The sequence below is a fragment of the Helicobacter pylori NCTC 11637 = CCUG 17874 = ATCC 43504 = JCM 12093 genome, assembly GCF_900478295.1.
Lineage (GTDB): Bacteria > Campylobacterota > Campylobacteria > Campylobacterales > Helicobacteraceae > Helicobacter > Helicobacter pylori.
The window spans coordinates 182,333-208,464 of the sequence record NZ_LS483488.1; the positions used below are offsets into that span (position 1 = coordinate 182,333).

At 39.3% G+C, this 26,132-nt stretch carries 29 protein-coding genes and 2 pseudogenes; 11 read left to right on the plus strand and 20 right to left on the minus strand.

What is annotated here, in order from left to right; translation table 11 throughout:
- Position 1: 1 nt before the first annotated feature.
- Positions 2-424, minus strand: coding sequence for a flagellar basal body rod protein FlgB (gene flgB / locus DQL14_RS00815; RefSeq protein WP_039089847.1), 423 nt, complete (start codon positions 422-424; stop codon positions 2-4).
- 205 nt (positions 425-629) lie between these two features.
- Between flgB and DQL14_RS00820 the strand changes: the two genes are divergently transcribed.
- Complete coding sequence (locus DQL14_RS00820; RefSeq protein WP_108169512.1) at positions 630-1,796, plus strand: FtsW/RodA/SpoVE family cell cycle protein; 1,167 nt, start codon at positions 630-632, stop codon at positions 1,794-1,796.
- A gap of 23 nt (positions 1,797-1,819) precedes the next feature.
- On the opposite strand, the gene DQL14_RS00825 is transcribed toward DQL14_RS00820, so the two are convergent.
- Positions 1,820-2,821 (minus strand): ABC transporter substrate-binding protein, encoded by a 1,002-nt coding sequence (locus DQL14_RS00825; protein ID WP_108169513.1) that lies wholly within the window; start codon positions 2,819-2,821, stop codon positions 1,820-1,822.
- Positions 2,822-3,060: 239 nt separating this feature from the next.
- Between DQL14_RS00825 and DQL14_RS00830 the strand changes: the two genes are divergently transcribed.
- Both DQL14_RS00830 and DQL14_RS00835 read left to right on the plus strand, forming a co-directional pair.
- A complete protein-coding gene (locus DQL14_RS00830; protein WP_000961643.1) occupies positions 3,061-3,657 on the plus strand; it encodes a peroxiredoxin in 597 nt (198 codons plus the stop codon).
- 146 nt (positions 3,658-3,803) lie between these two features.
- Positions 3,804-4,619: a MetQ/NlpA family ABC transporter substrate-binding protein gene (locus DQL14_RS00835; RefSeq protein WP_108169967.1), complete on the plus strand. Its 816-nt coding sequence runs from the start codon at positions 3,804-3,806 to the stop codon at positions 4,617-4,619.
- A 486-nt stretch (positions 4,620-5,105) separates the two neighbouring features.
- On the opposite strand, the gene mrdA is transcribed toward DQL14_RS00835, so the two are convergent.
- From mrdA to DQL14_RS00880, 9 genes are all read right to left on the minus strand, one after another.
- Positions 5,106-6,872, minus strand: coding sequence for a penicillin-binding protein 2 (gene mrdA / locus DQL14_RS00840; protein WP_108169514.1), 1,767 nt, complete (start codon positions 6,870-6,872; stop codon positions 5,106-5,108).
- Positions 6,853-7,296, minus strand: coding sequence for a hypothetical protein (locus tag DQL14_RS00845; protein ID WP_108169515.1), 444 nt, complete (start codon positions 7,294-7,296; stop codon positions 6,853-6,855). Before DQL14_RS00845 ends, mrdA begins: the two co-directional genes overlap by 20 nt.
- Before the next feature lie 12 nt (positions 7,297-7,308).
- Positions 7,309-7,935, minus strand: coding sequence for a ribosome biogenesis GTP-binding protein YihA/YsxC (gene yihA, locus DQL14_RS00850; RefSeq protein ID WP_108169516.1), 627 nt, complete (start codon positions 7,933-7,935; stop codon positions 7,309-7,311).
- Positions 7,932-8,489, minus strand: a complete 558-nt coding sequence (gene lptA / locus DQL14_RS00855; RefSeq protein ID WP_108169517.1) for a lipopolysaccharide transport periplasmic protein LptA — start codon at positions 8,487-8,489, stop codon at positions 7,932-7,934. The genes yihA and lptA overlap by 4 nt, the downstream gene beginning before the upstream one ends.
- Positions 8,489-9,082, minus strand: coding sequence for a hypothetical protein (locus DQL14_RS00860; RefSeq protein WP_108169518.1), 594 nt, complete (start codon positions 9,080-9,082; stop codon positions 8,489-8,491). Before DQL14_RS00860 ends, lptA begins: the two co-directional genes overlap by 1 nt.
- A complete protein-coding gene (locus tag DQL14_RS00865) occupies positions 9,057-9,551 on the minus strand; it encodes a KdsC family phosphatase (RefSeq protein WP_108169519.1) in 495 nt (164 codons plus the stop codon). The genes DQL14_RS00860 and DQL14_RS00865 overlap by 26 nt, the downstream gene beginning before the upstream one ends.
- Positions 9,548-10,492 carry a septal ring lytic transglycosylase RlpA family protein gene (locus DQL14_RS00870; protein WP_108169520.1) on the minus strand — a complete coding sequence of 315 codons (945 nt, stop codon included), beginning with the start codon at positions 10,490-10,492 and terminating at the stop codon, positions 9,548-9,550. The genes DQL14_RS00865 and DQL14_RS00870 overlap by 4 nt, the downstream gene beginning before the upstream one ends.
- Positions 10,492-11,601, minus strand: coding sequence for a lytic transglycosylase domain-containing protein (locus DQL14_RS00875; RefSeq protein WP_108169521.1), 1,110 nt, complete (start codon positions 11,599-11,601; stop codon positions 10,492-10,494). The genes DQL14_RS00870 and DQL14_RS00875 overlap by 1 nt, the downstream gene beginning before the upstream one ends.
- A gap of 93 nt (positions 11,602-11,694) precedes the next feature.
- The gene (locus DQL14_RS00880) at positions 11,695-12,459 is read right to left on the minus strand and encodes a TatD family hydrolase (RefSeq protein WP_108169522.1); all 765 of its coding nucleotides are present in this window, start codon (positions 12,457-12,459) and stop codon (positions 11,695-11,697) included.
- Positions 12,460-12,534: 75 nt separating this feature from the next.
- Between DQL14_RS00880 and ribE the strand changes: the two genes are divergently transcribed.
- From ribE to DQL14_RS00900, 4 genes are read left to right on the plus strand one after another with little or no spacing between them, the layout of a single operon-like run.
- Entirely contained in the window at positions 12,535-13,155 is a 621-nt protein-coding gene (ribE, locus tag DQL14_RS00885) for a riboflavin synthase (RefSeq protein ID WP_108169523.1), read from the plus strand.
- Entirely contained in the window at positions 13,156-13,428 is a 273-nt protein-coding gene (locus tag DQL14_RS00890; protein WP_001044047.1) for a FlhB-like flagellar biosynthesis protein, read from the plus strand.
- 21 nt (positions 13,429-13,449) lie between these two features.
- Positions 13,450-14,433 (plus strand): methionine ABC transporter ATP-binding protein, encoded by a 984-nt coding sequence (locus tag DQL14_RS00895; RefSeq protein ID WP_108169524.1) that lies wholly within the window; start codon positions 13,450-13,452, stop codon positions 14,431-14,433.
- 1 nt (position 14,434) lies between these two features.
- Positions 14,435-15,082, plus strand: coding sequence for an ABC transporter permease subunit (locus DQL14_RS00900; protein ID WP_108169525.1), 648 nt, complete (start codon positions 14,435-14,437; stop codon positions 15,080-15,082).
- 191 nt (positions 15,083-15,273) lie between these two features.
- Here the strand turns inward: DQL14_RS00900 and DQL14_RS00905 are convergent, their stop codons facing one another.
- From DQL14_RS00905 to wecA, 3 genes are read right to left on the minus strand one after another with little or no spacing between them, the layout of a single operon-like run.
- Positions 15,274-15,705 carry a hypothetical protein gene (locus tag DQL14_RS00905; RefSeq protein WP_108169526.1) on the minus strand — a complete coding sequence of 144 codons (432 nt, stop codon included), beginning with the start codon at positions 15,703-15,705 and terminating at the stop codon, positions 15,274-15,276.
- A 9-nt stretch (positions 15,706-15,714) separates the two neighbouring features.
- A complete protein-coding gene (gene lpxF, locus DQL14_RS00910) occupies positions 15,715-16,311 on the minus strand; it encodes a lipid A 4'-phosphatase (protein WP_162296839.1) in 597 nt (198 codons plus the stop codon).
- Positions 16,311-17,318, minus strand: coding sequence for an undecaprenylphosphate N-acetylglucosaminyl transferase WecA (gene wecA, locus DQL14_RS00915; protein WP_108169528.1), 1,008 nt, complete (start codon positions 17,316-17,318; stop codon positions 16,311-16,313). Before wecA ends, lpxF begins: the two co-directional genes overlap by 1 nt.
- A gap of 131 nt (positions 17,319-17,449) precedes the next feature.
- Between wecA and pdxJ the strand changes: the two genes are divergently transcribed.
- The 4 genes from pdxJ to flgG all read left to right on the plus strand — a co-directional run bounded on the left by pdxJ (position 17,450) and on the right by flgG (position 21,868).
- Complete coding sequence (gene pdxJ, locus DQL14_RS00920; RefSeq protein ID WP_108169529.1) at positions 17,450-18,238, plus strand: pyridoxine 5'-phosphate synthase; 789 nt, start codon at positions 17,450-17,452, stop codon at positions 18,236-18,238.
- A 1-nt stretch (position 18,239) separates the two neighbouring features.
- Positions 18,240-19,163: a 4-hydroxythreonine-4-phosphate dehydrogenase gene (gene pdxA, locus DQL14_RS00925; RefSeq protein ID WP_108169530.1), complete on the plus strand. Its 924-nt coding sequence runs from the start codon at positions 18,240-18,242 to the stop codon at positions 19,161-19,163.
- Between the two features lie 64 nt (positions 19,164-19,227).
- The gene (tsaD, locus tag DQL14_RS00930) at positions 19,228-20,250 is read left to right on the plus strand and encodes a tRNA (adenosine(37)-N6)-threonylcarbamoyltransferase complex transferase subunit TsaD (RefSeq protein ID WP_108169531.1); all 1,023 of its coding nucleotides are present in this window, start codon (positions 19,228-19,230) and stop codon (positions 20,248-20,250) included.
- A gap of 829 nt (positions 20,251-21,079) precedes the next feature.
- Positions 21,080-21,868, plus strand: a complete 789-nt coding sequence (gene flgG / locus DQL14_RS00935; RefSeq protein ID WP_000946437.1) for a flagellar basal-body rod protein FlgG — start codon at positions 21,080-21,082, stop codon at positions 21,866-21,868.
- A 99-nt stretch (positions 21,869-21,967) separates the two neighbouring features.
- Here flgG and DQL14_RS00945 read toward each other — a convergent pair.
- From DQL14_RS00945 to ribH, 6 genes and pseudogenes are all read right to left on the minus strand, one after another.
- Positions 21,968-22,947: pseudogene (locus DQL14_RS00945) on the minus strand (YaaW family protein).
- 370 nt (positions 22,948-23,317) lie between these two features.
- Positions 23,318-23,458: a hypothetical protein gene (locus tag DQL14_RS08480; protein WP_000071328.1), complete on the minus strand. Its 141-nt coding sequence runs from the start codon at positions 23,456-23,458 to the stop codon at positions 23,318-23,320.
- 84 nt (positions 23,459-23,542) lie between these two features.
- Positions 23,543-24,304: a YaaW family protein gene (locus DQL14_RS00955; protein ID WP_000323696.1), complete on the minus strand. Its 762-nt coding sequence runs from the start codon at positions 24,302-24,304 to the stop codon at positions 23,543-23,545.
- A gap of 245 nt (positions 24,305-24,549) precedes the next feature.
- A pseudogene (locus DQL14_RS00960) lies at positions 24,550-25,109 on the minus strand (flagellar biosynthesis protein FlgG).
- A 134-nt stretch (positions 25,110-25,243) separates the two neighbouring features.
- Complete coding sequence (gene nusB / locus DQL14_RS00965) at positions 25,244-25,660, minus strand: transcription antitermination factor NusB (RefSeq protein WP_000235749.1); 417 nt, start codon at positions 25,658-25,660, stop codon at positions 25,244-25,246.
- A gap of 1 nt (position 25,661) precedes the next feature.
- A complete protein-coding gene (ribH, locus tag DQL14_RS00970; RefSeq protein ID WP_108169533.1) occupies positions 25,662-26,132 on the minus strand; it encodes a 6,7-dimethyl-8-ribityllumazine synthase in 471 nt (156 codons plus the stop codon).

The window sequence follows — 26,132 nt, forward strand, 5'->3', positions numbered from 1 at the left end:
ACTATAAATTCTTACTGGAATCAATGGCGTAATTGATCACGCCTCGATACTTTTTTAAGGCAGAACTCAAGGCTAAATACATGGTAGAGTTCTTGCCCATTTCACTCGTTTCTATGTCTAAATCCACGCTGTTGCCATCATTTTTAGCCAAATGCCCGTCTCTAAAAAAAAGGCTTGCCCCATCTTTAGCGCTATTTTCAAAGTCTAAATGCCTAGGGTTAGTGTGGGCTAAAGGCAAAACTTTATTAGATTGGTTTTCAAAAATTTCTGCTTTTTTCTCCGCTAAAACGCTTTCAAAATCCAAATCCTTTGGCCTGTAAAAGGGGGTATCCACATTAGCGATGTTAGAAGCGATCATATCTTGCCTTAAAGCCCTATAATCCAACGCCTTATAAACCAACCCAAACGCTTTAGAAAAATCCATACAAAACCCCTTTTTTAAACCCTTGCAAATTCATAGCATGCAAAAAGCATTCCAAAACCGGCTCGCTTTTTCATTAAAGGATGCGATCAATTCCAAAGCATGCTTAAGCTTGAGCGATAAGCCAATTCAGAGCCATTATAGTGTAAAATACCCCTAAAATACCTTAAGAGAACGCCTATTCAAAAACCAAAATAAGGAAATCCTAATGACTACAGACAGAAACCTGTTTTTTTGCGCTTCGCTATTGATTTTTTTGGGGGTATTGATGAGCTATTCGCTCTCAACTTACACCACAGTGGTGCTGTATCATTATGGGGAATTCCATTTTTTCATACGCCAGCTTGTGAGCGCGATCATAGGGATTGTTATCATGTGGGGGTTGTCTAGGGTTGATCCTAGCAAGTGGTTTAGCCGTTTGGGGTTTTTTCTTCTTTTTGTCCCACCATTACTCATTATTGGCATGTTTTTTTTGCCAGAAAGCCTTTCCAGTAGCGCTGGGGGGGCGAAGCGATGGATTCGTTTGGGGTTTTTCTCTCTAGCGCCTTTGGAGTTTTTAAAGATTGGTTTCACCTTTTTTCTTGCGTGGAGTTTGTCTCGCACCTTTGTGGCAAAAGAAAAGGCTAATGTCAAAGAAGAACTCATCACTTTTGTGCCTTATTCGGTGGTGTTTGTAGCCTTAGCGATTGGGGTAGGGGTTTTGCAAAACGATTTGGGGCAGATCGTTCTTTTGGGGGCGGTTTTAGCGGTGTTGTTGGTTTTTTCTGGGGGGAGCACGCATTTGTTTGGCTTGATTATTTCAGGGGCGTTTGCGATCAGCGTTTTAGCGATTGTTACAAGTGCTCATAGGATTTTGCGCCTAAAATTGTGGTGGTCTAATTTGCAAAACTCGCTTTTCACGCTCTTGCCGGATAGATTAGCGAACGCTCTTAGAATAAGCGACTTGCCCGAATCCTATCAAGTCTTTCATGCGGGCAATGCCATGCATAATGGGGGGTTGTTTGGGCAAGGGCTTGGGCTTGGGCAAATCAAGCTTGGATTTTTGAGCGAAGTGCATACAGACATGGTCTTAGCTGGGATCGCCGAAGAATGGGGATTTTTGGGGCTATGCGTTTGTTTTATTTTGTTTTCTGTTTTGATCGTTTTGATTTTTAGGATCGCTAACCGCTTGAAAGAGCCAAAATACTCGCTATTTTGCGTGGGCGTGGTGCTGCTCATCAGTTTTTCTTTGGTGATCAACGCCTTTGGGGTGGGAGGAATTCTTCCGGTTAAAGGTCTAGCGGTGCCGTTTTTGAGCTATGGAGGGAGTTCGCTTTTAGCGAATTGTATCGCTATAGGGCTTGTTCTAAGCCTAGCGCGATACACAAAGGGCTAAAAATATCAGCCCCTTTTTAAAAATTAATGCCATAAAAAGGGTTCAATTTCTGCATCATTCAAATCAAAAACCACTTTATAGTAGTCTTTAACCATCGCATTAATATCCACGCCCTTAAACGCTTCAGGGTGGGCTTTTAAAGCAATATACAAGCTAATGAGCGGGGCTCTAGGCCCGCCAATATCCATTGTGGGGAGTTTATAAACTTGCTTGTTTTTGATGGCTTTAATGGTAGAAAACTTAGGGTTGTTCAACACGTCTTCAGGGCTAAGCGGGCTTATCCACCAAATAAAGATAATCTCAGGGTTTTCTTTAACGATTTTTTCCACGCTAATGTCAGCGCGCCCAAACTTAACGTATTTCAAGCCAAAATTGTCTATACCCCCTTTTTCTAAAATGTCTGAATCAAGGGCTTGATGGCCGCTAATTTTATTGGCTTTATGGAAAAGTTCCACTCCCTTTTTCTTTTTAACGCCCTTCAAACGCTCTTTGATAAAATCCAAAGTTTCTTGCATTTTAGCCAGTTTTTTAGAAGCGTCAATTTCTAAGGCTTTAGCTTGAGCGTCAATATCTTCCATGACTTCTGCAATGGTTTTTTCTTGGAAAGAAAGGAATAATATACCAAATTTTTTCGCATGCTCTACCGCTTTAGGGTTACCCACAAAGGTTACCACAAGATCAGGGCTAAGCTTTTTTAAAAGCTCCACATTCAACGCCGCCACATGATCACTGCTCATGGATTTAATGCGTTCAGGATCTTTGAGAGTGGCTTTAACAATATCAGATTTAAAAGCGTAATCCGAAATGCCCACGACCCTATCCCAAGTATGGAACATAGCAGGCACTTCTGCAAAGCTACCCAAGTAGATTATTTTAGAAACAGGAAGCTTGATGGCTTGATCCCCAAAATAATCCTTGACTTGGACTTCTTGTGCTGAAGCGTTAGCCACGCCCAATAACGATGAAACAATGAGCACACCTAAAGAATAAGAAATGAAAGCTTTTTTAAAGCGAGCGATTAACATAACAATTCCTTTCGTATGATTTATGAAGCGATTATAACACCATTAAGAAAATACAAGCAGTAAAAATGAAACTATTTTTCATAAAATCTTAAAATATTAAAGAAAATATCTTTTCATTAACTTTTTAAGAATATACTCCACTATGTTTCCGCTGATTGAGTGGAAAGCATAATAAATTAAATCTGTTTTTAGGTTTAATTTTGATCCAACAAAATTTTAAAACACTTAAGGAGTTGTATATGTTAGTTACAAAACTTGCCCCGGACTTTAAAGCGCCTGCCGTTTTAGGAAACAATGAGGTTGATGAACACTTTGAGCTTTCTAAAAATTTGGGTAAGAACGGTGCGATTCTTTTCTTCTGGCCAAAAGATTTTACTTTTGTATGCCCTACAGAAATCATTGCATTTGACAAAAGAGTGAAAGACTTCCAAGAAAAAGGCTTTAATGTGATTGGCGTGTCTATTGACAGCGAACAAGTGCATTTCGCATGGAAAAACACCCCTGTGGAAAAAGGCGGTATCGGTCAAGTAACTTTCCCCATGGTGGCTGATATTACTAAGAGCATTTCTAGAGACTATGATGTGCTGTTTGAAGAAGCGATCGCTTTGAGAGGAGCTTTTTTGATTGACAAAAACATGAAAGTAAGACACGCAGTGATCAATGACTTGCCATTAGGTAGGAATGCAGATGAAATGCTTCGCATGGTAGACGCTCTCTTGCACTTTGAAGAACATGGTGAAGTATGTCCAGCAGGCTGGAGAAAAGGCGATAAAGGCATGAAAGCAACTCACCAAGGCGTTGCAGAGTATCTTAAAGAAAATTCCATTAAGCTTTAATGGTTTAGTTCGCTGTTTGATCAAGAGAAACTTCGTTTTTCTTGGTTGAATCCTTTTCTTTTTATTCTTTGCCAGTTTCTAAAGTTTTCGTATCGTTTTATCTTTTTATCATTTTTGAATTAATTTTTTTTAATAAAGGGTTTTTTATGAATATATTCAAGCGTGTTATTAGTGTAGGGGTAATTGTTTTAGGTTTGTTTAACCTTTTAGACGCCAAACACCACAAAGAAAAAAAAGAAGACCACAAAATCACTCGTGAGCTTAAAGTGGGCGCTAACCCCGTTCCGCATGCACAAATCTTGCAATCAGTCGTGGACGATTTGAAAGAGAAAGGGATCAAATTAGTGATCGTATCTTTTACCGATTATGTGTTGCCTAATTTAGCGCTCAATGACGGCTCTTTAGACGCGAATTACTTCCAGCACCGCCCTTATTTGGATCGGTTTAATTTGGACAGAAAAATGCACCTTGTTGGTTTGGCCAATATCCATGTGGAGCCTTTAAGATTTTATTCTCAAAAAATCACGGACATTAAAAACCTTAAAAAAGGCTCAGTGATTGCTGTGCCAAATGATCCGGCCAATCAAGGCAGGGCGTTGATTTTACTCCATAAACAAGGCCTTATCGCTCTCAAAGATCCAAGCAATCTATACGCTACGGAGTTTGATATTGTCAAAAACCCTTACAACATCAAAATCAAGCCTTTAGAAGCCGCGCTATTGCCTAAAGTTTTAGGGGATGTGGATGGAGCTATTGTAACAGGGAATTATGCCTTGCAAGCAAAACTCACCGGAGCTTTATTTTCAGAAGACAAGGACTCGCCTTATGCCAATCTAATAGCCGCTCGTGAGGATAATGCGCAAGATGAAGCCATAAAAGCGCTGATTGAAGTTTTGCAGAGTGAAAAGACCAGGAAATTTATTTTGGATACCTATAAGGGGGCGATTATCCCGGCTTTTTAAGCCATTTGGATAACATTCATCTTTAAGATGAATGGGAGTGCTTTAGGCGCTAATAAAAAGCTCTTTTCTCATTGAGCATTAAAAACGCTAAAAGTATTTTTAAAATAAAACTATAAAAGAGCTTGCGCTAATCAAGCGACAATTTCTTAAAAAGCGTTATTTCTTAAGGGGGGAAATGGCGCAAAATAACCCCCTATCCCTTTAAGAAAATAATGATAAAATCCAAAACGATGAAGCCAAATAACTAAAACCCCATTTTTTAAAAATATTAAGCAAGACTTTAACCATCATGCGATTAGAATAAAGCCAAAAACACAGCAAGTCTAAATCTCATTAAAGTTACGCTTTTAGAATTTGCTCCAATAAAGACCAGTTTTAAACCACCCGTTAGACTGGGTTATAGAGCGGTGGAATGAGTTGGAAACAAGTTGGCTAATGGTCTTTAGCGTTTAAAAGGTTGCGTTTTTGAAAAGGTTTAAAATTTGATTAAAGATAGCCAAGCTCATAGAGTTTATTGCTCATTTTCACTAACAAGCCCCCCAGTTTTGACCCCCCTTCCCCATGTTCTACTAAAATAGTGATAGCGTATTTGGGTTTTTCATAAGGCAAGAATGCGGTAATCCACGCATGGGATCGATGGAAATATTCCATATCCTTTTCTTTCATGCGATTGACGATGTTTTGAGCGATTTCCACGACTTGCGCGGTGCCGGTTTTACACGCTAAAGTAACCTTAGAACCCCTTGTGGAATGATAAGCGGTGCCGTCTTTATGGTTACACACTTCATACATGCCAACGCGCAAGGCTTGGAGCTTCTTTTTTTGAAAGCTATTTAAGGGATCTTTGAGCGGTTGTTGGTTGTTGATAGCAAAATGAGGCGTTGCCAGTTTGCCCGTAGCAATGAGTCCCGTGTAGGCTAAAACCTGCAAGGGCGTGGCTAAAAAAGAGCCTTGCCCAATAGCGGTAATGAGCGTGTCCCCAACGCGCCAATCTTGATTGAAGCGTTTGAGTTTCCACAAATTATCCGGCACAATCCCCACAAATTCATTCGGCAAATCAACGCCCGTTTTTTCCCCAAAGCCCACTTCCCTTAAGGTTTTAGAGAGTTTTTCTATAGAAATTTCAAGCCCAAATTTATAAAAATACACATCCACAGACTCCCTAATGGCTTTATACAAATTAGAATTGCCATGCCCTGTTTTTTTCCAGTCTCTGAATTTGCGCTTACCCACTTCAATAAAAGGCGGGGTGGGTATGGTGGTGTTTTCTGTGATATTAAGGTTTTCTAAAAAGCTCAAGCCCACGCCCATTTTAACCACAGATCCCGGCGGATACAAGGCGTTAGCGAAGCGGTTTAGTAGGGGGTTATAAATATCATCTTGAAATTTTTGCCATTTGTCTTGACTGATCCCGCCTACAAAGTCGTTCAAATTGTATTCAGGGTAACTTCCTGCAACGAGCAATTCCCCACTTTCTGCATCCATCACTAAAATAGCCCCCCTTTTATTTTCAAAGAGCTTGTCCGCTTCTTTTTGCAAGCGTTTGTCTAAACTCAATTGCAAGTGGTTGTTGGTGCTTGGTGGCACTACTTCTAAGGTGGCTAATTCTTGATTGAACGCGTTGACGCGCATGATTTTATAGCCCACCTTGCCTTGTAAAAGCTTGTTGTATTCTTTTTCAATGCCGGTTTTGCCCACAATCTGGCTGTATTGATTCTCCTCATCGTCTTTCAAATCCTGCAAGCTTGCCACCCCCACATAGCCTAAAACATGCGAAGCTAAAGCGTTATTAGGGTAGTAGCGCTTGTCTAAGGGAAGCGCAAAAATGCCTTGAGTTTGGATGAGTTTGGCATAAAGAGGTTGCATGGTGGCATAAGGAATGAAGCCAACCACTTTAATGAGGTTATGGTTATAGAGCGAGTTTTCTTTTTGGTAATTGTTTAAAAGCACTTCTTTAGAAAAGTTAGGGAAAAATGTTTGGATGATTTCAATTTTTTCTAAAAGCTCTTTTTGTTTCAATCCGCTGGGCAAAAACACGCCAAACACCAATTCATTAGTGGCTAAAAACTCATCATTTCTGTCTGTAATATTGCCCCTTGTAGGGATTAAAAATTCCTTTTTAGTCATGTTTCGTTCAGCCAGTTTTTCATAGTATTCTTGATTTTTAACGCTTAAAATAAATAAATTTAAAACCAATAACCCCCAAAATCCTATAAAAACAAAGAGCAAAAGCTTATAACGAAGATTTTTCATACAAACCCCACAAAGCGCTCTCTATTAAAGCAAAAAGAGCGAGAAAGCCGAGTATTTTCAAACTCAAGGACACCGAAAAAAAGCACGATAAATAAAGGCAATAAACCAAAAAAACATGCAAAGTTTTGAATAAAAAGCCGTCATTAAAAAGCTTTAAAGAGTTTTTATAGACGATTTGATGGTAGATTAAAAACAATAAAGCCAAAACGCCTAAAGTCTTTAAATGCATGCTTTCAAACCAAAACAAACAACCAAACACGCTCAAACTGGGTAAAAAATGATCGTATTTTTTCGCATAAAACAAGAATAAAAACCCAATCATGGGGGGTAAAAAAGGCATCAAATCCCTCAAAAGGCTATAAAAATAAAACCCCAAGATCCCTAAGCATAAGAAAAAAAAGGAATCTTGTTTTAAAGAGAGCATGGTTTTTGCGACTTATGAGGGGTTAGTGAGCAAGTATTTCAAAAGGGTTTGGCGCACGATTTCAAGGGTTGGGTATTTTGAAGAAAGAGCGTTAAAATGGGTGGTATTGATTAAAAAAGGTTTAGGAGCGTTTAAAAAAAGGCGGTGTTGCTCGTTTTTATTCAACTTGTCAAATTTCGTAAAAAGAGAAAGGTAGGCTTGATCGGGCCTTAAAAGGGCTTGAATGTTTTCTTTAGCGTTTTTATCAATTTCTAAATCCAAATGGCGTGCATCCACTAAATGGATAAAAAGTTTGATAGAAACCCTAACGCTCAACAATTCCCATAAAAACCCCTCCCATTCTTTTTTCAAGCTTTTAGAAACTTTAGCGTAGCCAAACCCGGGCAAATCAATCACATTAAAAGTGGTCGTTAAGGCGTTTTCTTTATCTTCCCAAGTGGTGGAAAAAAAATTCGCTAAACGGGTTTTTCCGGGCGTTGCTGAACTTTTGGCGAGATTTTTTCCTAACAAGGTATTAATAAACGAGCTTTTGCCTACATTGCTGCGCCCTAAAATGACCATCTCAGAAGTTAAGCTCGCAGGGCATTGAAAAAGCTGGCTAGAAGAAGTGAGAAAATGAGCGTCTTTAATAACGATCATGGTTTTTCCTTAGTGCCTTTCTTCTTCAATTTAGCCTTACGATTTTCTTCATTAATATCTTCCATATCAAACACGAATTTAGCGGGCCGCTTCGCGCTCCCCAACACATCAGCATAGCCTTTAGCTTTGTTTAAAATGATTTCATCACCGGTGATGACATTGGATTTTCCCACTTCTCTAACCACCGCATTTTGCAATAATTTGTATTCCCCATTCAGTGCGTTATAAATGAGCTTGTCAGCGCTCCCGCTGATTTCACGATTGTCCTCTGTAAAGATGTTAAAATGCGTGTTCCCTGTGGCTTCATAGCGCTCTGGCTTTCGTTTATCGTTTAAAAACACGCTCACTTTATCCGCAAACAACCGGTCTTTACCCTTTTTGATCTGCACATTGCCTTGAATAACGGCGGTTTTTGTTTTGTCGTTCGCTACAAATTGGTTGCCGGTAATCTCTAAAAGCTCTCTTTCTTTTTTCAAACCTTTATTGTCTGTTTTTTGAGCGCTCATCACGCTTAAAATACCAAAACAACACACCAAAAAACACCACCAACGCATTAAAATCCTCCTTTGAAAGTGGGGAGTTTTTTCTTTTCTTTTTGGCTCTGTTTGATTTCATCTAAAAACAAATTGGCTTGAATGCTTTGAGCTTCAATAATAGCTAATGCATGCGAATAGGAAATGTCAAGCCCTTCAACCTTGCTGTCCTTTGAAGTGAGGATGAAACGGCCCTTGCCTTTAAAATTTTGCTCTTTATGGTTGTAAATCCCTGTTTCACTCCAAAAACTAGAATCATCGCTTCTTTTGTAAGTAACCCCATTAGGGAAGAAATACAAATCCTGCTGCCGTTTGGCTTTAGGGGATTCAACGCTTTCAATGGTGTCTTCATCATAACGGCTGATTTTAGAATCAAAAAAGATTTCGTAATCATCGTATTGTAAAGCTTTTTTACCCTCTATGGACAGATCAAGGATTTTATCGTTGATTTGAAACGCTTTAAAATTTTCTAATTCAATTTTAGGGATATTTTCTTTAGAGACCACGCTAGTGGGTTGGGAACGCAAAAAGAAAAACACTAGCCCTATCGTGATGAAAGATAAAACCACAAAAAAGTTTAAAACGCTATTAGAGGTAAAGCTTGAGCGCTTCATCTTGCAAGCCTTCTAATGTTAAAAGATAATCAATCGCTTCCCTAACAGCCCCCTTACCCCCTGAATTTTGCAACACTTTATAGGCCTTATTTTTAAGCAAGGGGTGCGCATCAAAAGGAGCGAAACTCCAAGCGCATGCCTTAAACATGCCTAAATCGTTATAATCATCGCCTACGCATGCGATTTCTTGCGCACTCAATTGCAAGTCTTTTTTGAGCCGCTCCACAACCACGCTTTTATTTTCAACGCCCATAAAAACAAACTGAACGCCCAAACTCTCCATGCGTTTTTTCACCATGATTGAAGTTCTTCCTGTAATGATAGCGATTTTTTTGCCTAATTTTTGCCATAGCGTCATGCCAAGCCCGTCTTTGACATTGAAAGCCTTGAATTCGTGAAAATTTTCATCAAAATACAACGACCCGTCTGTGAGCGTGCCATCCACATCTAAAAGCAATAACTTAATCATTCTCTCGTTAAAACCGCATTCTGGTTATATTTTTTCATAAAATCCCTAGCCTCTTCTTCGCTTTGAAACCCTTGAACTAAAACCTTATACAAATCGTCTTTAAAAGCAACCTTGACGCTGTAATTTGGATTTTCTGCTTGCAATTTATCCGCTAAAGTTTGAGCGCCTATTTGGTTTCTAAAAGCCCCCATTTGCAAAGAAAATTTCCCTCCGCTCACGCTTTTTTCGCTCTCGCCGACTTTAAATTCCTTGTGTAAGATCTTTGAAGAGCTGGCGTTAAAGGATTGTTCGTATTGCGTGGAGATAACCCCACCAAAACCCAAAACAATAAGACGCACGCTAGCGGTGCCTTTTTTAACCATGTCAATATCCCTAGCGGCCGCATTAGACAAATCAATGATGCGATCGCTCACAAAAGGCCCTCTATCGTTGATGCGCACAATGGTGCTTAAGTTATTATCAACATTGATGACTTTCACCACGGTGTTCATGGGTAAAGTCTTGTGCGCAGCGGTGTGGGCATACATGTTATAGATTTCCCCATTACTGGTTTTTTTGGCATGGAAATTGGGGCCATACCAACTCGCAATGCCATCAAATTTTTCGCCTAAATCCACTTTAGTGGGATAATACCACTTGCCCCCCACTTGATAAGGGCGCATGGTGGCTCTTTGGATCGCGCTAGAATCGCGCATGCCGTTATCTAGGGGTTGTTTTGTATTGCTATCTTGCGAATCGGAGTGGTGTTTGAAATGGCGTTCAAAAAAATTGCGTTTATAGGCGGCTTTTTTGGTTGTCGGGTCATAGTCTTTAGCGTTTTCATAAGCGCGCAAGCTTTCATGCTTATAAGACAAATTCTTTATTCCCTCTTTTTTAACCGCACAAGCGCTAATCAAAAAAATGACGCCTAAAAAACAAACTTTTTTTAACGCCAAACCCATTAAAATTCCCTTGTAGCGAGTAATTTTTTGTTGGTGGGGATGATTAAGCGCTGGTGGATAAAAATATTAGAATCTTTGAGGTTATTGGCTAATTGGATACTAGAAATACTGACTTGATAGCGTTTAGCGATAGAAGATAAGGTTTCTTTAGGCAAGACCACATGGGTGATGAAAGGGCTTTTAGGGCTAGCTTGAATGCTTTTATTTTGTTTGAGTTGGCGTTGTTTGAAAAGGGCGAGTTTTTCATAAGGGATATAAATGGTGTAGGTGGGGTCTTTAGAGGGCAGAATGTTATAGCGGAATTGGTGGTTGTAGGATTTTAAGGTTTCCAAACTCAAGTTTAAATTTTTGGCTACTTGGACTAAAGAAGTGTGCCTTTTAAACGGGACGCCCACTAAACTCACTCTCGCCCCACGATTGAGTAGATACTCTTTATCTTTGAGATTGTCTAGGCTGTTGAATTTTAACGCTAGGCTTAGAATGGAGCGGATATACTCTCGCGTCTCTTTAGGGAGGTATTTCTTATCTTCATCTAGCAAAATCTTAATGTCCGAAGTGCCGGCGGCTTTAATAGCGTTTTGAACCTTGCGTAAGCCGTAATTATACGCCATAGCGACCAAATACCATTCCCCGGTTTGTTTGTAGAGCCGTTTCAAATAAGTGATTGCTGCTTGAGTGCTTTTAATGGGGTCTCTTCTTTCGTCAATGTAATGATTGACCTTAAGCCCTAATTCTTTAGCCGTGCTTGGCATGAATTGCCAAATCCCTACCGCTTTTTTCCTACTATAAGCCCTTGATGAAAATTTAGACTCGGCCATGGCTAAAAACAAAAATTCTTGCGGCACGCTCGCTTCTATGAGCATGTTTTTAATGATGGGGATGAACTGGTAATTCACATCAAATCTTTTGACAAGTCTTTTCCATTCTTCTTCATTCATTTTTTTTAAAGCGTTTGGCATTTGGGATAAAAAGCTCGCATTAACCCCAAAGGCCTCTAGCGCTTTGGTGTCAATATTAGATTCAAAAGCCATTTTCGCATGGCTTAAAGAAGTCAGTAAGAACCAATGAGTCATTAAAAAAAACAACCATTTGGTATTAAAATATTTCATTCTTTTTTAAAATCCTGATCATTTGATAAGTTCAATAATGGCTCTAATTATAACCAAACTTGAATAATACTTTTTTAAATACAGCCTTTATTTTCAGGGGAAACTAAAGAGCGTTTGAGCGTTATGCGTGCTTAAAGAAGCGAGCTCTTCAGTTTCTATGTTGATGATTTCGGCAATTTTTTGAGCGATTAAAGGGATATAAGTAGGGCTATTTCTGGTGCCTCTAAAAGGGTGTGGGGTCAAATAAGGCGAATCCGTTTCTAAAAGAAGCCTGTTTTTAGGGATTTTAGGGAGGATCTCTACCAGTCTTTTAGCGTTTTTAAAAGTGCTAACCCCTCCTATCCCGTAGTAAAAACGATCGCTCAATTCCAAAAGCATGCCATCAGCGTTAAAGCAATGCAACACCCCAAAAGCCTTAGGATAGCTTTTTAAAAGATTCAAACTATCAAAACTCGCCTCTCTGATGTGGATAATCAAGGGCTTGTTGTGTTGGATAGAAAATTCAATCTGTTTGGTAAAGATTTCTTTTTGCTTGCTTTTATAATTTTCTCTTTCATTCAATTCAGGCAAGCGGTAGTAATCCAGTCCGCATTCGCCTATCGCCACGCATTTTTGATGCCCAACAAACTTTTCAAACAGGCTTTCATCAAAGCTTTCCACATCATAAGGGTGAGCGCCTATGGCAAAAAACACGCCTTCAAATTTTTCGCTAATTTCTATCGCTCTCTTCAAATCCTTCATGTCCGCTCCCGGAATCACGCATTGAGTAACGCCTTTTTCCAGGCTTTCTTTCAACACTTCTTCTAAATCGTTTTCATAATCCTTGTGATCCAAATGGCAATGCGTATCAATAAACATGCTTTTATCCTAATGGTTTTATTTAATATGTTACAATACTTAAGAATTCTAACATAAGGAAAATAATCATTAACGATGTTCAGTGGCCTAATCCATCAAATAGCTAAAGTGAAAAGTTTCCACAACAATATTTTAAGCGTAGAGAGCGATCTCAATCCCAAGCTTGGCGATAGCATTGCGGTTAATGGGGCATGTTTGACCGCCATAGAAAGTTCAAAAACGCATTTTAGCGTGGAATTGAGCCAAAAAACCCAAAACAGCGTAGCGTTAGAAAATTACAAGGATTTAGTCCATATTGAGCCAGCTCTAAAAGCCGATGCGAGTTTGGATGGGCATTTTGTGCAAGGGCATATTGACGCTATCGGGGTCATTGAAAAAATCATTCACAACGCCAATCAAGTGGATTTTTTCATTAGCGCTTCTAAAGAAACGCTTTTATTGTGCGTTGAGCAAGGCTCTATCGCCATTGATGGGGTGAGTTTGACTTTAAGCAAGGTAGAAGAAAAGGGGTTTTGGCTAACGATTATCCCTTACACTTTAGAAAACACCCTTTTTAAGACTTATAAACTCAAGCGGCGCGTGAATATTGAAACGGACATGTTGGTTCGTAGCGTTGCGTCTATTTTGAAAAAAACAAAAGGGTTTGAAAAAAATTTCTCTTGGAATGATGCGGATTCTTTGACTTTAGGGTATTAGATGAATAAAACCATAAAAGCCGCCGCTCTAGCCTATAACATGGGGCAAGATCATGCCCCAAAAGTGATCGCAAGCGGGGTGGGTGAAGTGGCTAAAAGGATCATTCAAAAAGCTAAGGAATACGATATAGCGCTCTTTTCTAACCCCATGCTGGTGGATTCGCTTTTAAAGGTGGAATTAGATTGTGCGATACCTGAAGAATTGTATGAAAGCGTGGTGCAAGTGTTTTTATGGCTCAATAGCGTGGAAAATAACGCGCAAATGTCCAAGTGAGCAAAATACAAAGTTAAAACGATGGTAGTAGAATTAAAAAACATTGAAAAGATTTATGAAAACGGATTCCATGCTCTAAAAGGCGTGAATTTGGAATTGAAAAAAGGCGATATTTTAGGCGTGATAGGCTATTCAGGGGCGGGGAAATCCACGCTCATCCGCTTGATTAATTGTTTGGAGCGCCCCAGTTCTGGCGAAGTTTTAGTCAATGGGGTCAATCTGTTAAAATTAAAGCCTAAAGAATTGCAAAAAGCGCGCCAAAAAATAGGCATGATTTTCCAGCATTTCAATTTATTGAGTGCTAAAGATGTGTTTGAAAATGTCGCTTTCGCTCTAGAAATCGCCCGATGGGAAAAAACTAAGATCAAATCCAGGGTGCATGAATTGTTGGAATTAGTGGGGCTAGAAGATAAAGTGCATTTTTATCCTAAACAGCTCAGCGGTGGGCAAAAGCAACGAGTGGCGATCGCTAGGAGTTTAGCGAATTGCCCTGATTTGTTGCTTTGCGATGAAGCCACATCCGCCTTGGATTCTAAAACCACGCATTCTATTTTAACGCTTTTAAGCGGCATTCAAAAAAAGCTTGATTTGAGCGTCGTTTTCATCACGCACCAGATTGAAGTGGTTAAAGAATTGTGCAATCAAATGTGCGTGATCAGCAGCGGCGAAATCGTGGAAAGAGGCTCGGTGGAAGAAATTTTTGCCAACCCTAAACATGCCGTTACTAAAGAATTGCTTGGCATCAGAAACGAGCATGCAAATAAGAAATCGCAAGACGTTTATCGCATCGTGTTTTTAGGGGAGCATTTAGACGAGCCGATCATTTCTAATTTGATTAAGCGTTTTAAAATAGACATGAGCATCATTTCAGGCAATATTGAAGAGCTTACGACTAAAGATATAGGGTATTTAGTGGTGCGGTTTTTAGGCAATACTGCAGAGACTCAAAGGGCTTTAGAGTATTTAAACGCTTTAGGCTTACAAGTGGAAAAATTAAAGGATTAAAATGATTTCTCAAATGCTCATTCAAGCCACGCTAGAAACGCTTTATATGGTGTTTGTGGCGAGCTTTTTGGCGGTTGTTTTTGGCTTGCCTTTGGGGGTTTTATTGTTAGTGAGTAAAAAAGGGCATTTGTTAAACAAGCCCCTTTTGCATAAAATCTTAGACACTTCCATCAACATGACTCGCTCTTTCCCTTTTATCATTCTCATTATCTTGCTCTTGCCTTTATCGCGCTTTTTGATTGGCACAAGCATTGGCTCTAGCGCGAGCATCATCCCGCTAGCTATTTCAGCCATTCCTTTTGTCGCAAAGCTTTTTGAAAATTCTTTAATGGAAGTAGAGCATGGCAAGATTGAAACCACTTTAAGTTTGGGAGCGTCTAATTTAGAGGTCATTAAAATGATGCTTTTAGAGAGCTTGCCCTCTTTAGCGAATAACATCACCATCACCTTAATTTCTTTAATAGGCTATTCGGCTATGGCAGGAGCGTTAGGGGCTGGGGGTTTGGGGGATTTAGCCATTAGGATTGGCTATCAAAGTTATAGGGGCGATGTGCTTTTTTATGCGGTGGTTGTGATTATTGTTTTGGTGCAAATCATTCAAAGCGTGGGGGATTATGTGGTGAAACGCTTGAGAAAGAATAAGTATTAGGGATTTGGCTCTCATCAAATACGAATATTCAAAGCCAACTTTAATACGCTTTGGCTTTTTAAATGGGATTGCTAAGCTTTGTTTATGGCGAAACTCAATTTTCTAGGAACGCTTTTAAAAGGTTATCATTCAAACTGAATTAGAGCTTTTTACGATGAATATTCAATTAAGTCATCATGCAAAAATGGGCTTTATTTTGTGCCGTTGATAAATTTATCCATCTGTTTTTCTAAGTCTATGATTTGGGTTATCGTTCCCTCTAAAATTTCAAAATTTTGAGCGTTTTTTGGGGCAACGCATGCAAGCTTGTTGGAAGTTTTTTCTAACGATTGGAGGTTTTTAAGCAAGGTTTTTAAAACTTCTACGCTTTTAAAATCCTTCTCAAAATAACCATCAAATTGCTGTTCTGTTTGAGACAAGTTCTCTAAAAAAGCGCTTTGAAGGCGTATTTGGGTGCGATCATGCCCGGTTTCTACACAAGTTTTATAGGTTTTATCGATCGCAATAAAAGCGTCTTTGGCTTTCACAAAAGCCTTTGAAAGCTCAACGATGATTTCATAATGTTCGCCTTGCGCTCTTAAAAACCCTAAAAAGAGCGAAATGAGCAATAACTTTTTTAGCACTTTATCCCTTTACCATTGATAAGAAAAGCTCACCCCATAGCGGCTACTGCCCTTAAAATCGCTAGAAATTTCAGGGTAGAGCATCCATTGTTTAGGTTTGTAGCGTGAAGTGAATAAATAAGCAAACCCCCATGCAATAAGGCTGCCGATCGTAACTTGTAAGATCGTGTGTTGTCTTGCCACCACTCTGCTAGCGTCAGTGAGTATTGCAAGAGCGATCACAGGAAGAGCCGGCTTCCACCCGTAGCGGTAATACACAAACCCAGCCGCGCTAAACACCCCCCCAGCATGCCCGCTTGGCATGCCTCTCCAAGAATTACAGCACGGGCGTTTAGCAAATTCCACTCTAGCCCCATCTTTATGGGCGTTGCTAAAAGCTCCTTTGATGCCATAAATCACGCCTTGAGTGACTAATGTGCCGACCGCTAATTCCCCTAAACCTCTATAATCGCGCATCGCCAAACTGACCGTGCCTACAAAAATAGGCAAAAACCTGAGCACATCGCCAATCTCTTCTAAAATGTATGCCCCCTCATTGATTGGCTCACTCCTTAAAGGATAGACCCATAAAAGCAGGCTCAAAAAAAGACTTTTGAGCTTTTTCATTAAAACGCTCGCTTTTCTAAGGCGCAAACTTGCCTGTTCAAATAAGCATAGCCTATTAAATAGCATGCGATAAAGACCAGGCTAATGACAATGAGCGCATGAGCGTCCAAGCGGAAAAAGACGCTTATTAAAATAAAAGGCAGGTTGCACAGAATAAGAATAAGCGCGCACAAAGGGTTGGGGTAATTTAAAGAGCGTTGTTGCAAGAATTGGAATAAAAGGGTGTGCAAATGCAAATTATCCGGCATGGTGGCTTTCTGGCGTTTTATTTTGCGTCTAAGGATACTAAAAAGCACTTCTATGACCGGATAAAGCATTAAATTGAGCCCAAAAAACACGCTGATTTTTTGCTCTAAACTCAAATGTAAAAGGGAGATCCCACACACCAAGCCCAAAAAATACGCCCCTCCATCGCCTAAAAAAATCTTTCCTAAAGGGAAATTTAACACCATAAACCCAAGCACCATGTAAGCTAATAGGCACGCCAAACTGCTAGGCTCTATATAATGAATGACTAAAAGCGCAATCGCGCAAATCCCTGATGCCAGCCCGTTAAACCCATCAATAATATTAATAGCGTTACTGATGCCCACTAGCATAAAAATTGCGAATAAAAAAGCGATAAAATAAGGCAAGCTAAAAAGGGGCGAAAAATCGCTCACCACTAAAGGCGTTGATGAGATGATGCAAACAACCCCTACGGCTTGCAAAATAAGGCGTATTTTGGGGCTTAATGAAAGGTTAATGTCTTCTAAAAAACCGCTCAAAAAAACTAACAACAGCCCCAAAAAAACAAAAAACCCCTTAAAAGGCATTTCAAAAGGTTCAAAATAACAAGCCAACGCAAAAGAAAGAAAGATCCCAAGCCCCCCGGCTCGTGGGGTTCTTGCATGATGAAAGCCTTGGATTTTATTAGCGTTATCCACAAAAAGCATGGATTTTTTAGACCACAGAACAATCAAAGAGCAAATAAAGAGACTGGTTAGAAAATATAGCACCCACAACACTTTTTATTGGATTTAATTGACATTTTGTTTGGGTATTATAGCAAAAGATAGCTTGATGATAAAATCTTATACATAGGGAGAGGTTTTATGTTACAATTCCAAAAATCATTATTATAAAATAAAGGATAGCCATGCGTTTTGGATTGAATATTGATCACATTGTTACTTTAAGAGAGATAAGAAAAACTTATGAGCCTGAGATTTTAGAGGCTCTGTTTATCGCTAAAAACACCCATAAAGTGGATTTAATCACCATCCATTTGAGGGAAGACAAACGGCACATTCAAAATGAAGACGTTTTGAGACTGCTTGAAATAAGCCCTTTGCCTATCAACATTGAATGCTCTATTAATGCTGAAATCACTGATTTTTTATGCTCTTTAAAAAATAAGCCGAGTAAGGTTACAATCGTGCCTGAAAACAGAAATGAGGTTACGACAGAGGGGGGGTTGGATTGCTCATTAAAGGGTTTAGAAGAGGTGATTAGAGCGTATCACAATAAGGGCATTGAAGTGTCTTTGTTTATTGATCCTTTAAAAGACGCCTTGCATTTTGCAAGGGAGCATCAAGTCAAGCAAGTGGAGTTCCACACTGGGGTGTATGCGAATTTGCACAACGCTCTGTATTCTAACGCTAACAATCAAATCCATGCCATTAGCGCGCTCAAAGACAAAAGTCCTAAAGAACTGAAAGAAGAATTGCACAACGCCTTTTTGCAATTAAGAAGAATGAGTAAAGAAGCGTTTTTTATGGGTATCACGGCGTGCGCGGGGCATGGGTTGAATTATTCTAACGTGAAAGAATTGTTAAAAATTCCCTCTTTAAGAGAGCTTAATATCGGTCATAGCGTGGTTTCAAAAGCGGTTTTAGTGGGCTTAGAAAAAGCGATTTTAGAAATGGCGCAACTCATTAAGCGATAAAATGGCTAAAAAGAAAATTGCGATCAGTTGCGGGGATATTCAAGGCGTAGGCTTAGAATTGATTTTAAAAAGCCATAAGGAAGTGAGCGCGTTTTGTGAGCCGTTGTATCTCGTTCATAGCGAACTTTTAGAGCGGGCCAATCAATTGCTTCATAACGCTTATGAAACCAAAACGCTTAACACACTCGCTATCCATTCCCCCTTACCCTTATTGAACTCTAGCACGATAGGCAAAGTCAGTGCTCAAAGCGGGGCATATAGTTTTGAGAGTTTTAAAAAGGCTTGCGAGTTAGCGGATGATAAAGAAGTGGATGGCGTTTGCACTTTGCCTATCAACAAACTCGCATGGCAACAAGCCCAAATCCCTTTTGTGGGGCATACCGATTTTTTAAAACAACGCTACAAAGATCATCAAATTATTATGATGCTTGGGTGTTCAAAACTCTTTGTGGGGCTATTTAGCGACCATGTGCCTTTAGGGGCGGTTTCTCAACTCATCCAAGTGGAATCGTTAGTCCGGTTTTTGTTAGCGTTTCAAAAAAGCACTCAAGCTAAAATCGTTCAAGTGTGTGGCTTTAACCCCCATGCGGGCGAAGAGAGCTTGTTTGGGGAAGAAGATGAAAAGATTTTAAAAGCCATTCAAAAGAGCAACCAAACGCTAGGCTTTGAATGCTTTTTAGGGCCACTGCCTGCTGATAGCGCTTTTGCCCCAAATAAGCGCAAAATAACCCCCTTTTATGTGAGCATGAGCCATGATGTGGGGCTAGCCCCTTTAAAAGCGCTCTATTTTGATGAAAGCATCAATGTGAGTTTGAACGCCCCCATTTTACGCACCTCCACCGACCACGGCACAGCGTTTGACATTGCTTATCAAAACAAAGCGAACAACAAAAGCTATTTGAACGCGATCAAATATTTAGCTTAAAGATTTTAAAATCCAAGCCAACAAAGTATAATTCAAGCAAAAACACCACCCAAAGATAAAGATAATGATTTTAAGCATTGAAAGTTCTTGCGATGACAGCTCTTTAGCCCTTACAAGAATAAAGGACGCCAAGCTCATCGCTCATTTTAAAATCTCTCAAGAAAAGCACCACAGCTCTTATGGGGGCGTTGTGCCTGAGCTTGCATCGCGCTTGCATGCTGAGAATTTGCCGCTCTTATTAGAACGCATTAAAATCAGCTTGAATAAGGATTTTTCCAAGCTCAAAGCCATCGCTATCACCAATCAGCCAGGTTTGAGCGTTACTTTAATAGAAGGTTTGATGATGGCGAAAGCCTTGAGTTTGTCTTTGAATTTACCCTTGATTTTAGAAGATCATTTGAGAGGGCATGTGTATTCGCTCTTTATCAATGAAAAACAAACCTGCATGCCTTTAAGCGCGCTCTTAGTCTCTGGGGGGCATTCTTTGATTTTAGAGGCTAGAGATTATGAAGACATTAAAATCGTTGCCACGAGTTTAGACGATAGCTTTGGGGAGAGTTTTGATAAGGTTTCCAAAATGCTTGATTTAGGCTATCCAGGAGGCCCCATAGTGGAAAAATTAGCCCTTGATTACGCGCACCAAAACGAGCCTTTAATGTTCCCTATCCCTTTAAAAAACAGCCCGAATCTGGCTTTTAGTTTTTCAGGTTTAAAAAATGCGGTGCGTTTGGAGGTTGAAAAAAACGCCCCCAATTTGAATGAAGCGATCAAACAAAAGATTGCCTATCATTTTCAAAGCGCGGCGATTGAGCATTTGATCCAACAGACCAAACGCTATTTTAAAATCAAACGCCCTAAAATTTTTGGCATTGTGGGAGGAGCGAGCCAAAATCTTGCTTTAAGAAAAGCGTTTGAAAGCCTATGCGATGAGTTTGATTGCAAGCTTGTTTTAGCCCCTTTAGAATTTTGCAGCGACAATGCCGCCATGATAGGGCGATCCAGTCTAGAAGCTTATCAAAAAAAGCGCTTTGTCCCTTTAGAAAAGGCCAACATTTCGCCAAGAACGCTGTTAAAAAGTTTTGAGTGAATGGGTGCGAAAAGAAAGTGCATAATCAAACGCCCTAAAATTTATCAATCTTTTATCTGTATTTGAGAGATTGAATTTGAATAAAAGTACATTAAAACTAAATTTAACGAGTAAGCAAAAAGCCTTGAAACGCTTGACAAGATACAAGAATAAAGTCCCAAGCGTAACGCTTGTTATTTTGAGCCTATGTTTTATAATAATTTTGTCTTCAGTGTTATTCTCAAATTTTTTATAAGTTTTAAGCTAAAATAAAGCTATTTTATATTATAGTTTCATCATAAAAAATCTTTAAGAGCTATTAAATCCCAAGGATTTGTGGTTTAGTATAGTGGTGTCGCAAGCACTATTAACACCACTGTAATCATGATTAATTTCATGCTTATCTCCTTTTAAATTTTAATTTATGGCGTGTTTCTTAACAAGCATTATTATTCTTCGAACCATTAAGTTAGTTTCAAGTGTATGCAAAAACACAGCCGCATGTTTTATTGTATCATAAAATAATATTTTTCAGTCTAAATCCCATTAGAATAAGGTATTAAGCATAAAATAAAAAATTTCTATAAACTACTGATCTCAAGCTGAATTTTGACATACTTACTTGTGAAAAACATAATATTACAAGACACTGAGAAGAGCAGAGTTAATTCTATTAACAAGGTTTTTATAGCGTTTAAAAATGCTAATGCATTCATTTCAAACGCTAAAAGCGTTTGGGATTTCTTGCTTGAATGGGTTTAAATTTTTTATTAAAAGAGCGTTTTTAGTCAAATTTAATCTTATTTTTGTTAGAATTTTGGGTGATTAAGTTTTGGTTTAAAGGGAAAAAATGCTTCGCTCTCTCTATAGCGCCACTTCAGGGATGCTCGCCCAACAAACGCATATTGACACCACTTCAAACAATATCGCCAATGTCAATACCACCGGGTTTAAAAAATCTCGTGCGGATTTTAACGACTTGTTTTACCAAGCGATGCAATACGCTGGCACCAACACAAGCAACACGACTTTATCGCCAGATGGCATGGAGGTGGGCTTAGGCGTGCGCCCTAGCGCGATCACTAAAATGTTTTCGCAAGGTAGCCCTAAAGAAACGGAAAATAATTTAGATGTCGCCATCACGGGTAAAGGCTTTTTTCAAGTCCAGTTGCCTGATGGCACCACCGCTTATACAAGAAGCGGGAATTTTAAGCTAGACGAACAGGGCAATCTTGTAACGAGCGAGGGCTATCTTCTCATCCCTCAAATCACTTTACCTGAAGACACCACGCAAGTAAACATCGGTGTGGATGGCACGGTGAGCGTGACTCAAGGCTTGCAAACAACTTCTAATGTGATCGGGCAAATCACACTAGCTAATTTTGTCAATCCAGCGGGGCTTCATTCTATGGGGGATAATTTGTTTTCCATCACCAACGCTAGCGGCGATGCGATTGTGGGCAACCCGGATTCTCAAGGATTGGGCAAGTTAAGGCAAGGCTTTTTGGAATTGAGCAATGTGAGATTGGTAGAAGAAATGACGGATTTAATCACCGCTCAAAGGGCTTATGAAGCCAATTCTAAAAGCATTCAAACCGCCGATGCCATGCTCCAGACGGTCAATTCTCTCAAACGCTAAAAGGGGATTTTACTCTCCTTAACGCTCTTTAACCTCTTGCTCCCTTGTTGTTTTTGTGCTTGGGGTGGTTTTGTGTTTTGGAGCGGTTGTTGCCATTCTTTAATTTTTGTGGCTAGGGTTTTTAAGGTTTTCAACACCGCTTTTTGGGTTATTGCTTGGGTCATTGCTTGAATGGTATTTTCCTTTGATGAAAAAAACAGCCAAAACAGCTAGACCAATAAGAATACAAAAAATAATAACTAAATACCACATTTTCTTTTCATTCACTTCTCGTTCCGCTTTCAGTCTCGCTTCTCGTTCCGCTTTCAGTCTCGCTTCTTGTTCCGCTTTCAGTCTCGCTTCTTGTTCCGCTTTCAGTCTCGCTTCTTGTTCCGCTTTCAATTTTTTGCGTAAGGTGGCAACCAAAACGCATGCAGGAACGGTTACCCTATAAGCCGGCCCTGCAAGATTGACGCTCACTAATGCGCCTGTAATGACCCAACCAATAGGCCCAGCTAAAATGCCTAGAGTTTTTTAAGCGCTACTTTACCCACCACAGACGATAAACCATGCCCTAGAGTTTTTTTACCATTGCATCTGCAACAGATATAGCCAACGCATAAGAATGAGAGCCACCCGCTTGAAACAGCGTTAAAACAGATGCGATTAGGACTTGTTTGTTCTCACCAATCACTTCATCAATATTTGTCATGCCCAATTCATTGCAAAGTTCTTTAATCTCTCTCCCACTCATTTTTTCTAAACTATCTTTCAAAAGCTTAGAAAGCATGTTTTGCTCAATCAAAGAGGTTGCAGATTTTTCATTGTAATTAACCTTTAAATGATCGCATGCATCGCACAAAATCTCTTTGTATAAGACCCCTTCATCTCTAAAAAAATTCATGAAACTATCGCCCCCCGTAACACTGCAATTCTTCAGCGATCCTTTCGGGGTATTTAGCGTAATCATGGCCATACCTTTGGTATTCTATTGAACTTGTCAAGTCTTCATTCATTCTTAGCGTGCCATCTTCATCATAAACAATCACATCAAACAAATCTTTCAAATCATTAGAGCTTAATCGCTTTAAAAATTCCAAGTCGCTATTTGTATGCCATGCAATCCCTTTAATTTATTTCTACCGCTCGCTCAAATCCCACCAACCCCCTTTTTAGTGATTAGTGATTACAGCATCATTTTTTAAAATCATGTCTAACGCCCTAAAAAGCTCAAGCACACCCGCTAACTGCACATGAATATTGCGTTACAAATGCTAATGGGCTTTATTGATTTTACAACCAAAGAATGATGATAAGTTAAAATATTTTGATACGCTTATCATTTTGGATACGATAAACCTGATTTGAAAGTAGGAGATTATTGATTTTTTCTTTAGATAGGGCTAATTTTTAATGAAACGCTACTTTGATTTTTGGCACAAGAAACCCCCTCCTTTAACCCTCTAACCCTTACTTTTTATCGTTTTTATGCTCGTGGTTAGCGTTGCATTGATTAGCTTGGTTTTGGCTATTTTTTTGACAACTTTCGTTGTTTTGATTTTTAGCATCACCTTTTTGATTGTGGTTTTGATTACTGCAACTGTTACTCATCTTGTCTCCCTTAAATTAAAATAAAAACTAGATGCGTTTTCGCATCTAGGTTTCCATTCTATACCCTTTTCCCTAAAAAAAAGCTTAAATGGATTCTATTTGCAACGACTTCTTATCTTCACTGGCTTGCTGTGTTTTTAGGCGTAAAGTGGCAACCACAATGCATGCCGGTATGGTTACCCTATAAGCCGGCCCTGCAATATCGATCGCTGTCCATACGCCTGTAATGATCCAGCCAACAGGGCCTGTTAAAAAGCTCAGAGTTCTTGTAAGCACTTGATTGCCCGCAAGCGATAAACCACGCCCTAGAATGGTTTTTGCGACCGCATTCGCAACAATGACAGCTAATTGATAAGATTTAAAACCCCCCATTTTAAACAGCGTTAAAGTCGCCGCACTTAAGGCTTGTCTGTTTAAATTGTCAGTGTTTTTTATGGACAATTCATCGCACATTTCTTTCACTTCTTCATCATCCATTTCCTCTAAACTTCTTTCTAAGATTTTAGAAAGCATGTTTTGTTCAATTAAAGTCGTTTCAGTTTTCTTGTTGTAATTGACCTTTAATTTATCGCACACATCGCACAAAATCTCTTTGTATAAGACCCCTTCGCCTTTAATGAAACTCGCAAAACTATTGCTCCCATAGTATTGCAACTCTTCAGCGATTCTTTCTGCGTATTTAGCGTAATCATCGCCATGCCTTTTGTATTCTATGGAGCTTGTGAGTTTTTCATTGTGTCTTTTTTCGCCGTCTTTACCAAAAACAAGCACCTCAAACAAATCCAATAAATCACTAGATTCCAATTGCTTTAAAAATTCCAAATCTCTATCATATTTGTATGCCATATTATTCCTTTATATTGTTTTATCACTTATTAAAAACAAACGACTTTTCACGCTCCATCGCTGTTTTTCTAAAGTGGTTACTGATTTTAATATCATTTGTCTAAAACTATACTTAATATTCTAAAAGGGCTAAAAGCCCAACGCTCTTAAGATTGTTTTAAGGCATCAATTCTTTAAAACATTAAAGGGGGATTTTTATCCCCATTTTTTCTAACCTTTACTTTTTGCCCTTTTATTTAGGGTTATTAGGGGTTAAGCGATTTGGAGCGGTTGTTATCATTTTTTTTGTAATTCTTATGGCTAGGATTTTTAGCATCAATGCTTGGGTTATTGCTTAATTGGTATCCTCCTTTTATAAAAAAGCAACTAATAAAATAATGGCTAAAAAGAAAATAAATACACAAATAAGAATGCGGGTTGCATCAGCTTCGTTAGAATTTGTTTTAGAGGTTTCACCAATAGATTGTTTCATATCATTAGCTTCATTTGTTTGTTGTGTTTCTAGGTGTAAAGATTTACCGGAATTTGCTTTAACAATTCCATTAACAACATTAATAAGTTGTTCCATGTATTCTTGCTTCTGATCTGAATGCATGACTAAACAGCACCAAACAGTCAGTATTACCCACAAAAAAAATGACTCTAAAATCAAAGAAATACCGAAAACTCCACCTCCTGAAAAAACAAAAGCAAAAATATTATAACCAAAAATGATCCAAAGAATAAAGCTGAATACAGCCGAAAAAATCCTATCTCTCAAGAAAAAAGCTACCCATGGAAAAAATACAGCTAATGTATAAATCACAATTGACTCCTTTAATTTGATTTCTACCGCTCGCTCAAATCCCACCAACCCCCTTTTTTAGTGAAGTGATTAGTGATTAGTGATTAGTAATTAGTAATTACAGCATCATTTTTAAATTTAGGCATAAAACGCCCTCAATTCAAGGGTTTTTGAGCGAGCTTTTTGCTCAAAGAATCCAAGATAGCGTTTAAAAATTTAGGGGTGTTAGGCTCAGCGTAGAGTTTGCCAAGCTCTATGCATTCGTTGATGATGATAGGGTTTTGCGTGGGCGTGAAGCCAATTTCATACGCCCCTAAGCGTAAAATCGCCTTTTCCATGCTCCCTAATCGCTTGAAATCCCAGTCTTTTAAATGCGGTTCAATGAGAGCATCAATTTCATTGATTCTTTCTAACACGCCATTAAAAAGGCTTAAAGCGAAAGCGAGCTGGTTGTTTTTAATCTTTTTTTCTTCTAACATGCTAGAAGCGATTTTTTTAATTTCTTCATTACCGCTCTCAAACGCATACAACAATTCAACCACAGCCCCCCTGGCTTGAGTTCGTGTCGCCATTTTAACCCTTGAGAGTTTGGCACAAGCTCAACAATTCAATGAGGGTGCTCATCGCTTCAAAGCCCTTATTGCCGGCTTTACTGCCCGCTCTTTCAATCGCTTGTTCAATATTGTCTGTGGTCAGCACGCCAAAGCTTACCGGCATGCTGTATTTGAGCATCGCATGGGCAATGCCCTTAGTCGCTTCCGCGCTCACATAGTCAAAATGCGGAGTCCCCCCTCTAATAATCGCTCCTAAAACGCACACGCCATCGTATTTTTCGCTCCCTAACAACCTCTCTAAAATGAAAGGCAATTCATAAGCCCCAGGCACCAGCACGATGTCTAAAAGATTCTCATCGCCCCCATGCCTTTTAAAGCAGTCCATCGCCCCTTCTTTTAATCTGTCTGTGATGATATGATTGAAGCGCGATGTTAAAATAGCGACTCTTTCATTCCCTTGCAATTGCAATTTCCCTTCTATGATTCGCAT

Bases quoted from the DNA above. Each gene is read 5' to 3' on its own strand.
- flgB (WP_039089847.1), bottom strand. From the start codon at position 424: ATGGATTTTTCTAAAGCGTTTGGGTTGGTTTATAAGGCGTTGGATTAT.
- DQL14_RS00820 (WP_108169512.1), top strand. From the start codon at position 630: ATGACTACAGACAGAAACCTGTTTTTTTGCGCTTCGCTATTGATTTTT.
- DQL14_RS00825 (WP_108169513.1), bottom strand. From the start codon at position 2,821: ATGTTAATCGCTCGCTTTAAAAAAGCTTTCATTTCTTATTCTTTAGGT.
- DQL14_RS00830 (WP_000961643.1), top strand. From the start codon at position 3,061: ATGTTAGTTACAAAACTTGCCCCGGACTTTAAAGCGCCTGCCGTTTTA.
- DQL14_RS00835 (WP_108169967.1), top strand. From the start codon at position 3,804: ATGAATATATTCAAGCGTGTTATTAGTGTAGGGGTAATTGTTTTAGGT.
- mrdA (WP_108169514.1), bottom strand. From the start codon at position 6,872: ATGAAAAATCTTCGTTATAAGCTTTTGCTCTTTGTTTTTATAGGATTT.
- DQL14_RS00845 (WP_108169515.1), bottom strand. From the start codon at position 7,296: ATGCTCTCTTTAAAACAAGATTCCTTTTTTTTCTTATGCTTAGGGATC.
- yihA (WP_108169516.1), bottom strand. From the start codon at position 7,935: ATGATCGTTATTAAAGACGCTCATTTTCTCACTTCTTCTAGCCAGCTT.
- lptA (WP_108169517.1), bottom strand. From the start codon at position 8,489: ATGCGTTGGTGGTGTTTTTTGGTGTGTTGTTTTGGTATTTTAAGCGTG.
- DQL14_RS00860 (WP_108169518.1), bottom strand. From the start codon at position 9,082: ATGAAGCGCTCAAGCTTTACCTCTAATAGCGTTTTAAACTTTTTTGTG.
- DQL14_RS00865 (WP_108169519.1), bottom strand. From the start codon at position 9,551: ATGATTAAGTTATTGCTTTTAGATGTGGATGGCACGCTCACAGACGGG.
- DQL14_RS00870 (WP_108169520.1), bottom strand. From the start codon at position 10,492: ATGGGTTTGGCGTTAAAAAAAGTTTGTTTTTTAGGCGTCATTTTTTTG.
- DQL14_RS00875 (WP_108169521.1), bottom strand. From the start codon at position 11,601: ATGAAATATTTTAATACCAAATGGTTGTTTTTTTTAATGACTCATTGG.
- DQL14_RS00880 (WP_108169522.1), bottom strand. From the start codon at position 12,459: ATGTTTATTGATACGCATTGCCATTTGGATCACAAGGATTATGAAAAC.
- ribE (WP_108169523.1), top strand. From the start codon at position 12,535: ATGTTCAGTGGCCTAATCCATCAAATAGCTAAAGTGAAAAGTTTCCAC.
- DQL14_RS00890 (WP_001044047.1), top strand. From the start codon at position 13,156: ATGAATAAAACCATAAAAGCCGCCGCTCTAGCCTATAACATGGGGCAA.
- DQL14_RS00895 (WP_108169524.1), top strand. From the start codon at position 13,450: ATGGTAGTAGAATTAAAAAACATTGAAAAGATTTATGAAAACGGATTC.
- DQL14_RS00900 (WP_108169525.1), top strand. From the start codon at position 14,435: ATGATTTCTCAAATGCTCATTCAAGCCACGCTAGAAACGCTTTATATG.
- lpxF (WP_162296839.1), bottom strand. From the start codon at position 16,311: ATGAAAAAGCTCAAAAGTCTTTTTTTGAGCCTGCTTTTATGGGTCTAT.
- pdxJ (WP_108169529.1), top strand. From the start codon at position 17,450: ATGCGTTTTGGATTGAATATTGATCACATTGTTACTTTAAGAGAGATA.
- pdxA (WP_108169530.1), top strand. From the start codon at position 18,240: ATGGCTAAAAAGAAAATTGCGATCAGTTGCGGGGATATTCAAGGCGTA.
- tsaD (WP_108169531.1), top strand. From the start codon at position 19,228: ATGATTTTAAGCATTGAAAGTTCTTGCGATGACAGCTCTTTAGCCCTT.
- flgG (WP_000946437.1), top strand. From the start codon at position 21,080: ATGCTTCGCTCTCTCTATAGCGCCACTTCAGGGATGCTCGCCCAACAA.
- DQL14_RS08480 (WP_000071328.1), bottom strand. From the start codon at position 23,458: ATGAGTAACAGTTGCAGTAATCAAAACCACAATCAAAAAGGTGATGCT.
- DQL14_RS00955 (WP_000323696.1), bottom strand. From the start codon at position 24,304: ATGGCATACAAATATGATAGAGATTTGGAATTTTTAAAGCAATTGGAA.
- nusB (WP_000235749.1), bottom strand. From the start codon at position 25,660: ATGGCGACACGAACTCAAGCCAGGGGGGCTGTGGTTGAATTGTTGTAT.
- ribH (WP_108169533.1), bottom strand. From the start codon at position 26,132: ATGCGAATCATAGAAGGGAAATTGCAATTGCAAGGGAATGAAAGAGTC.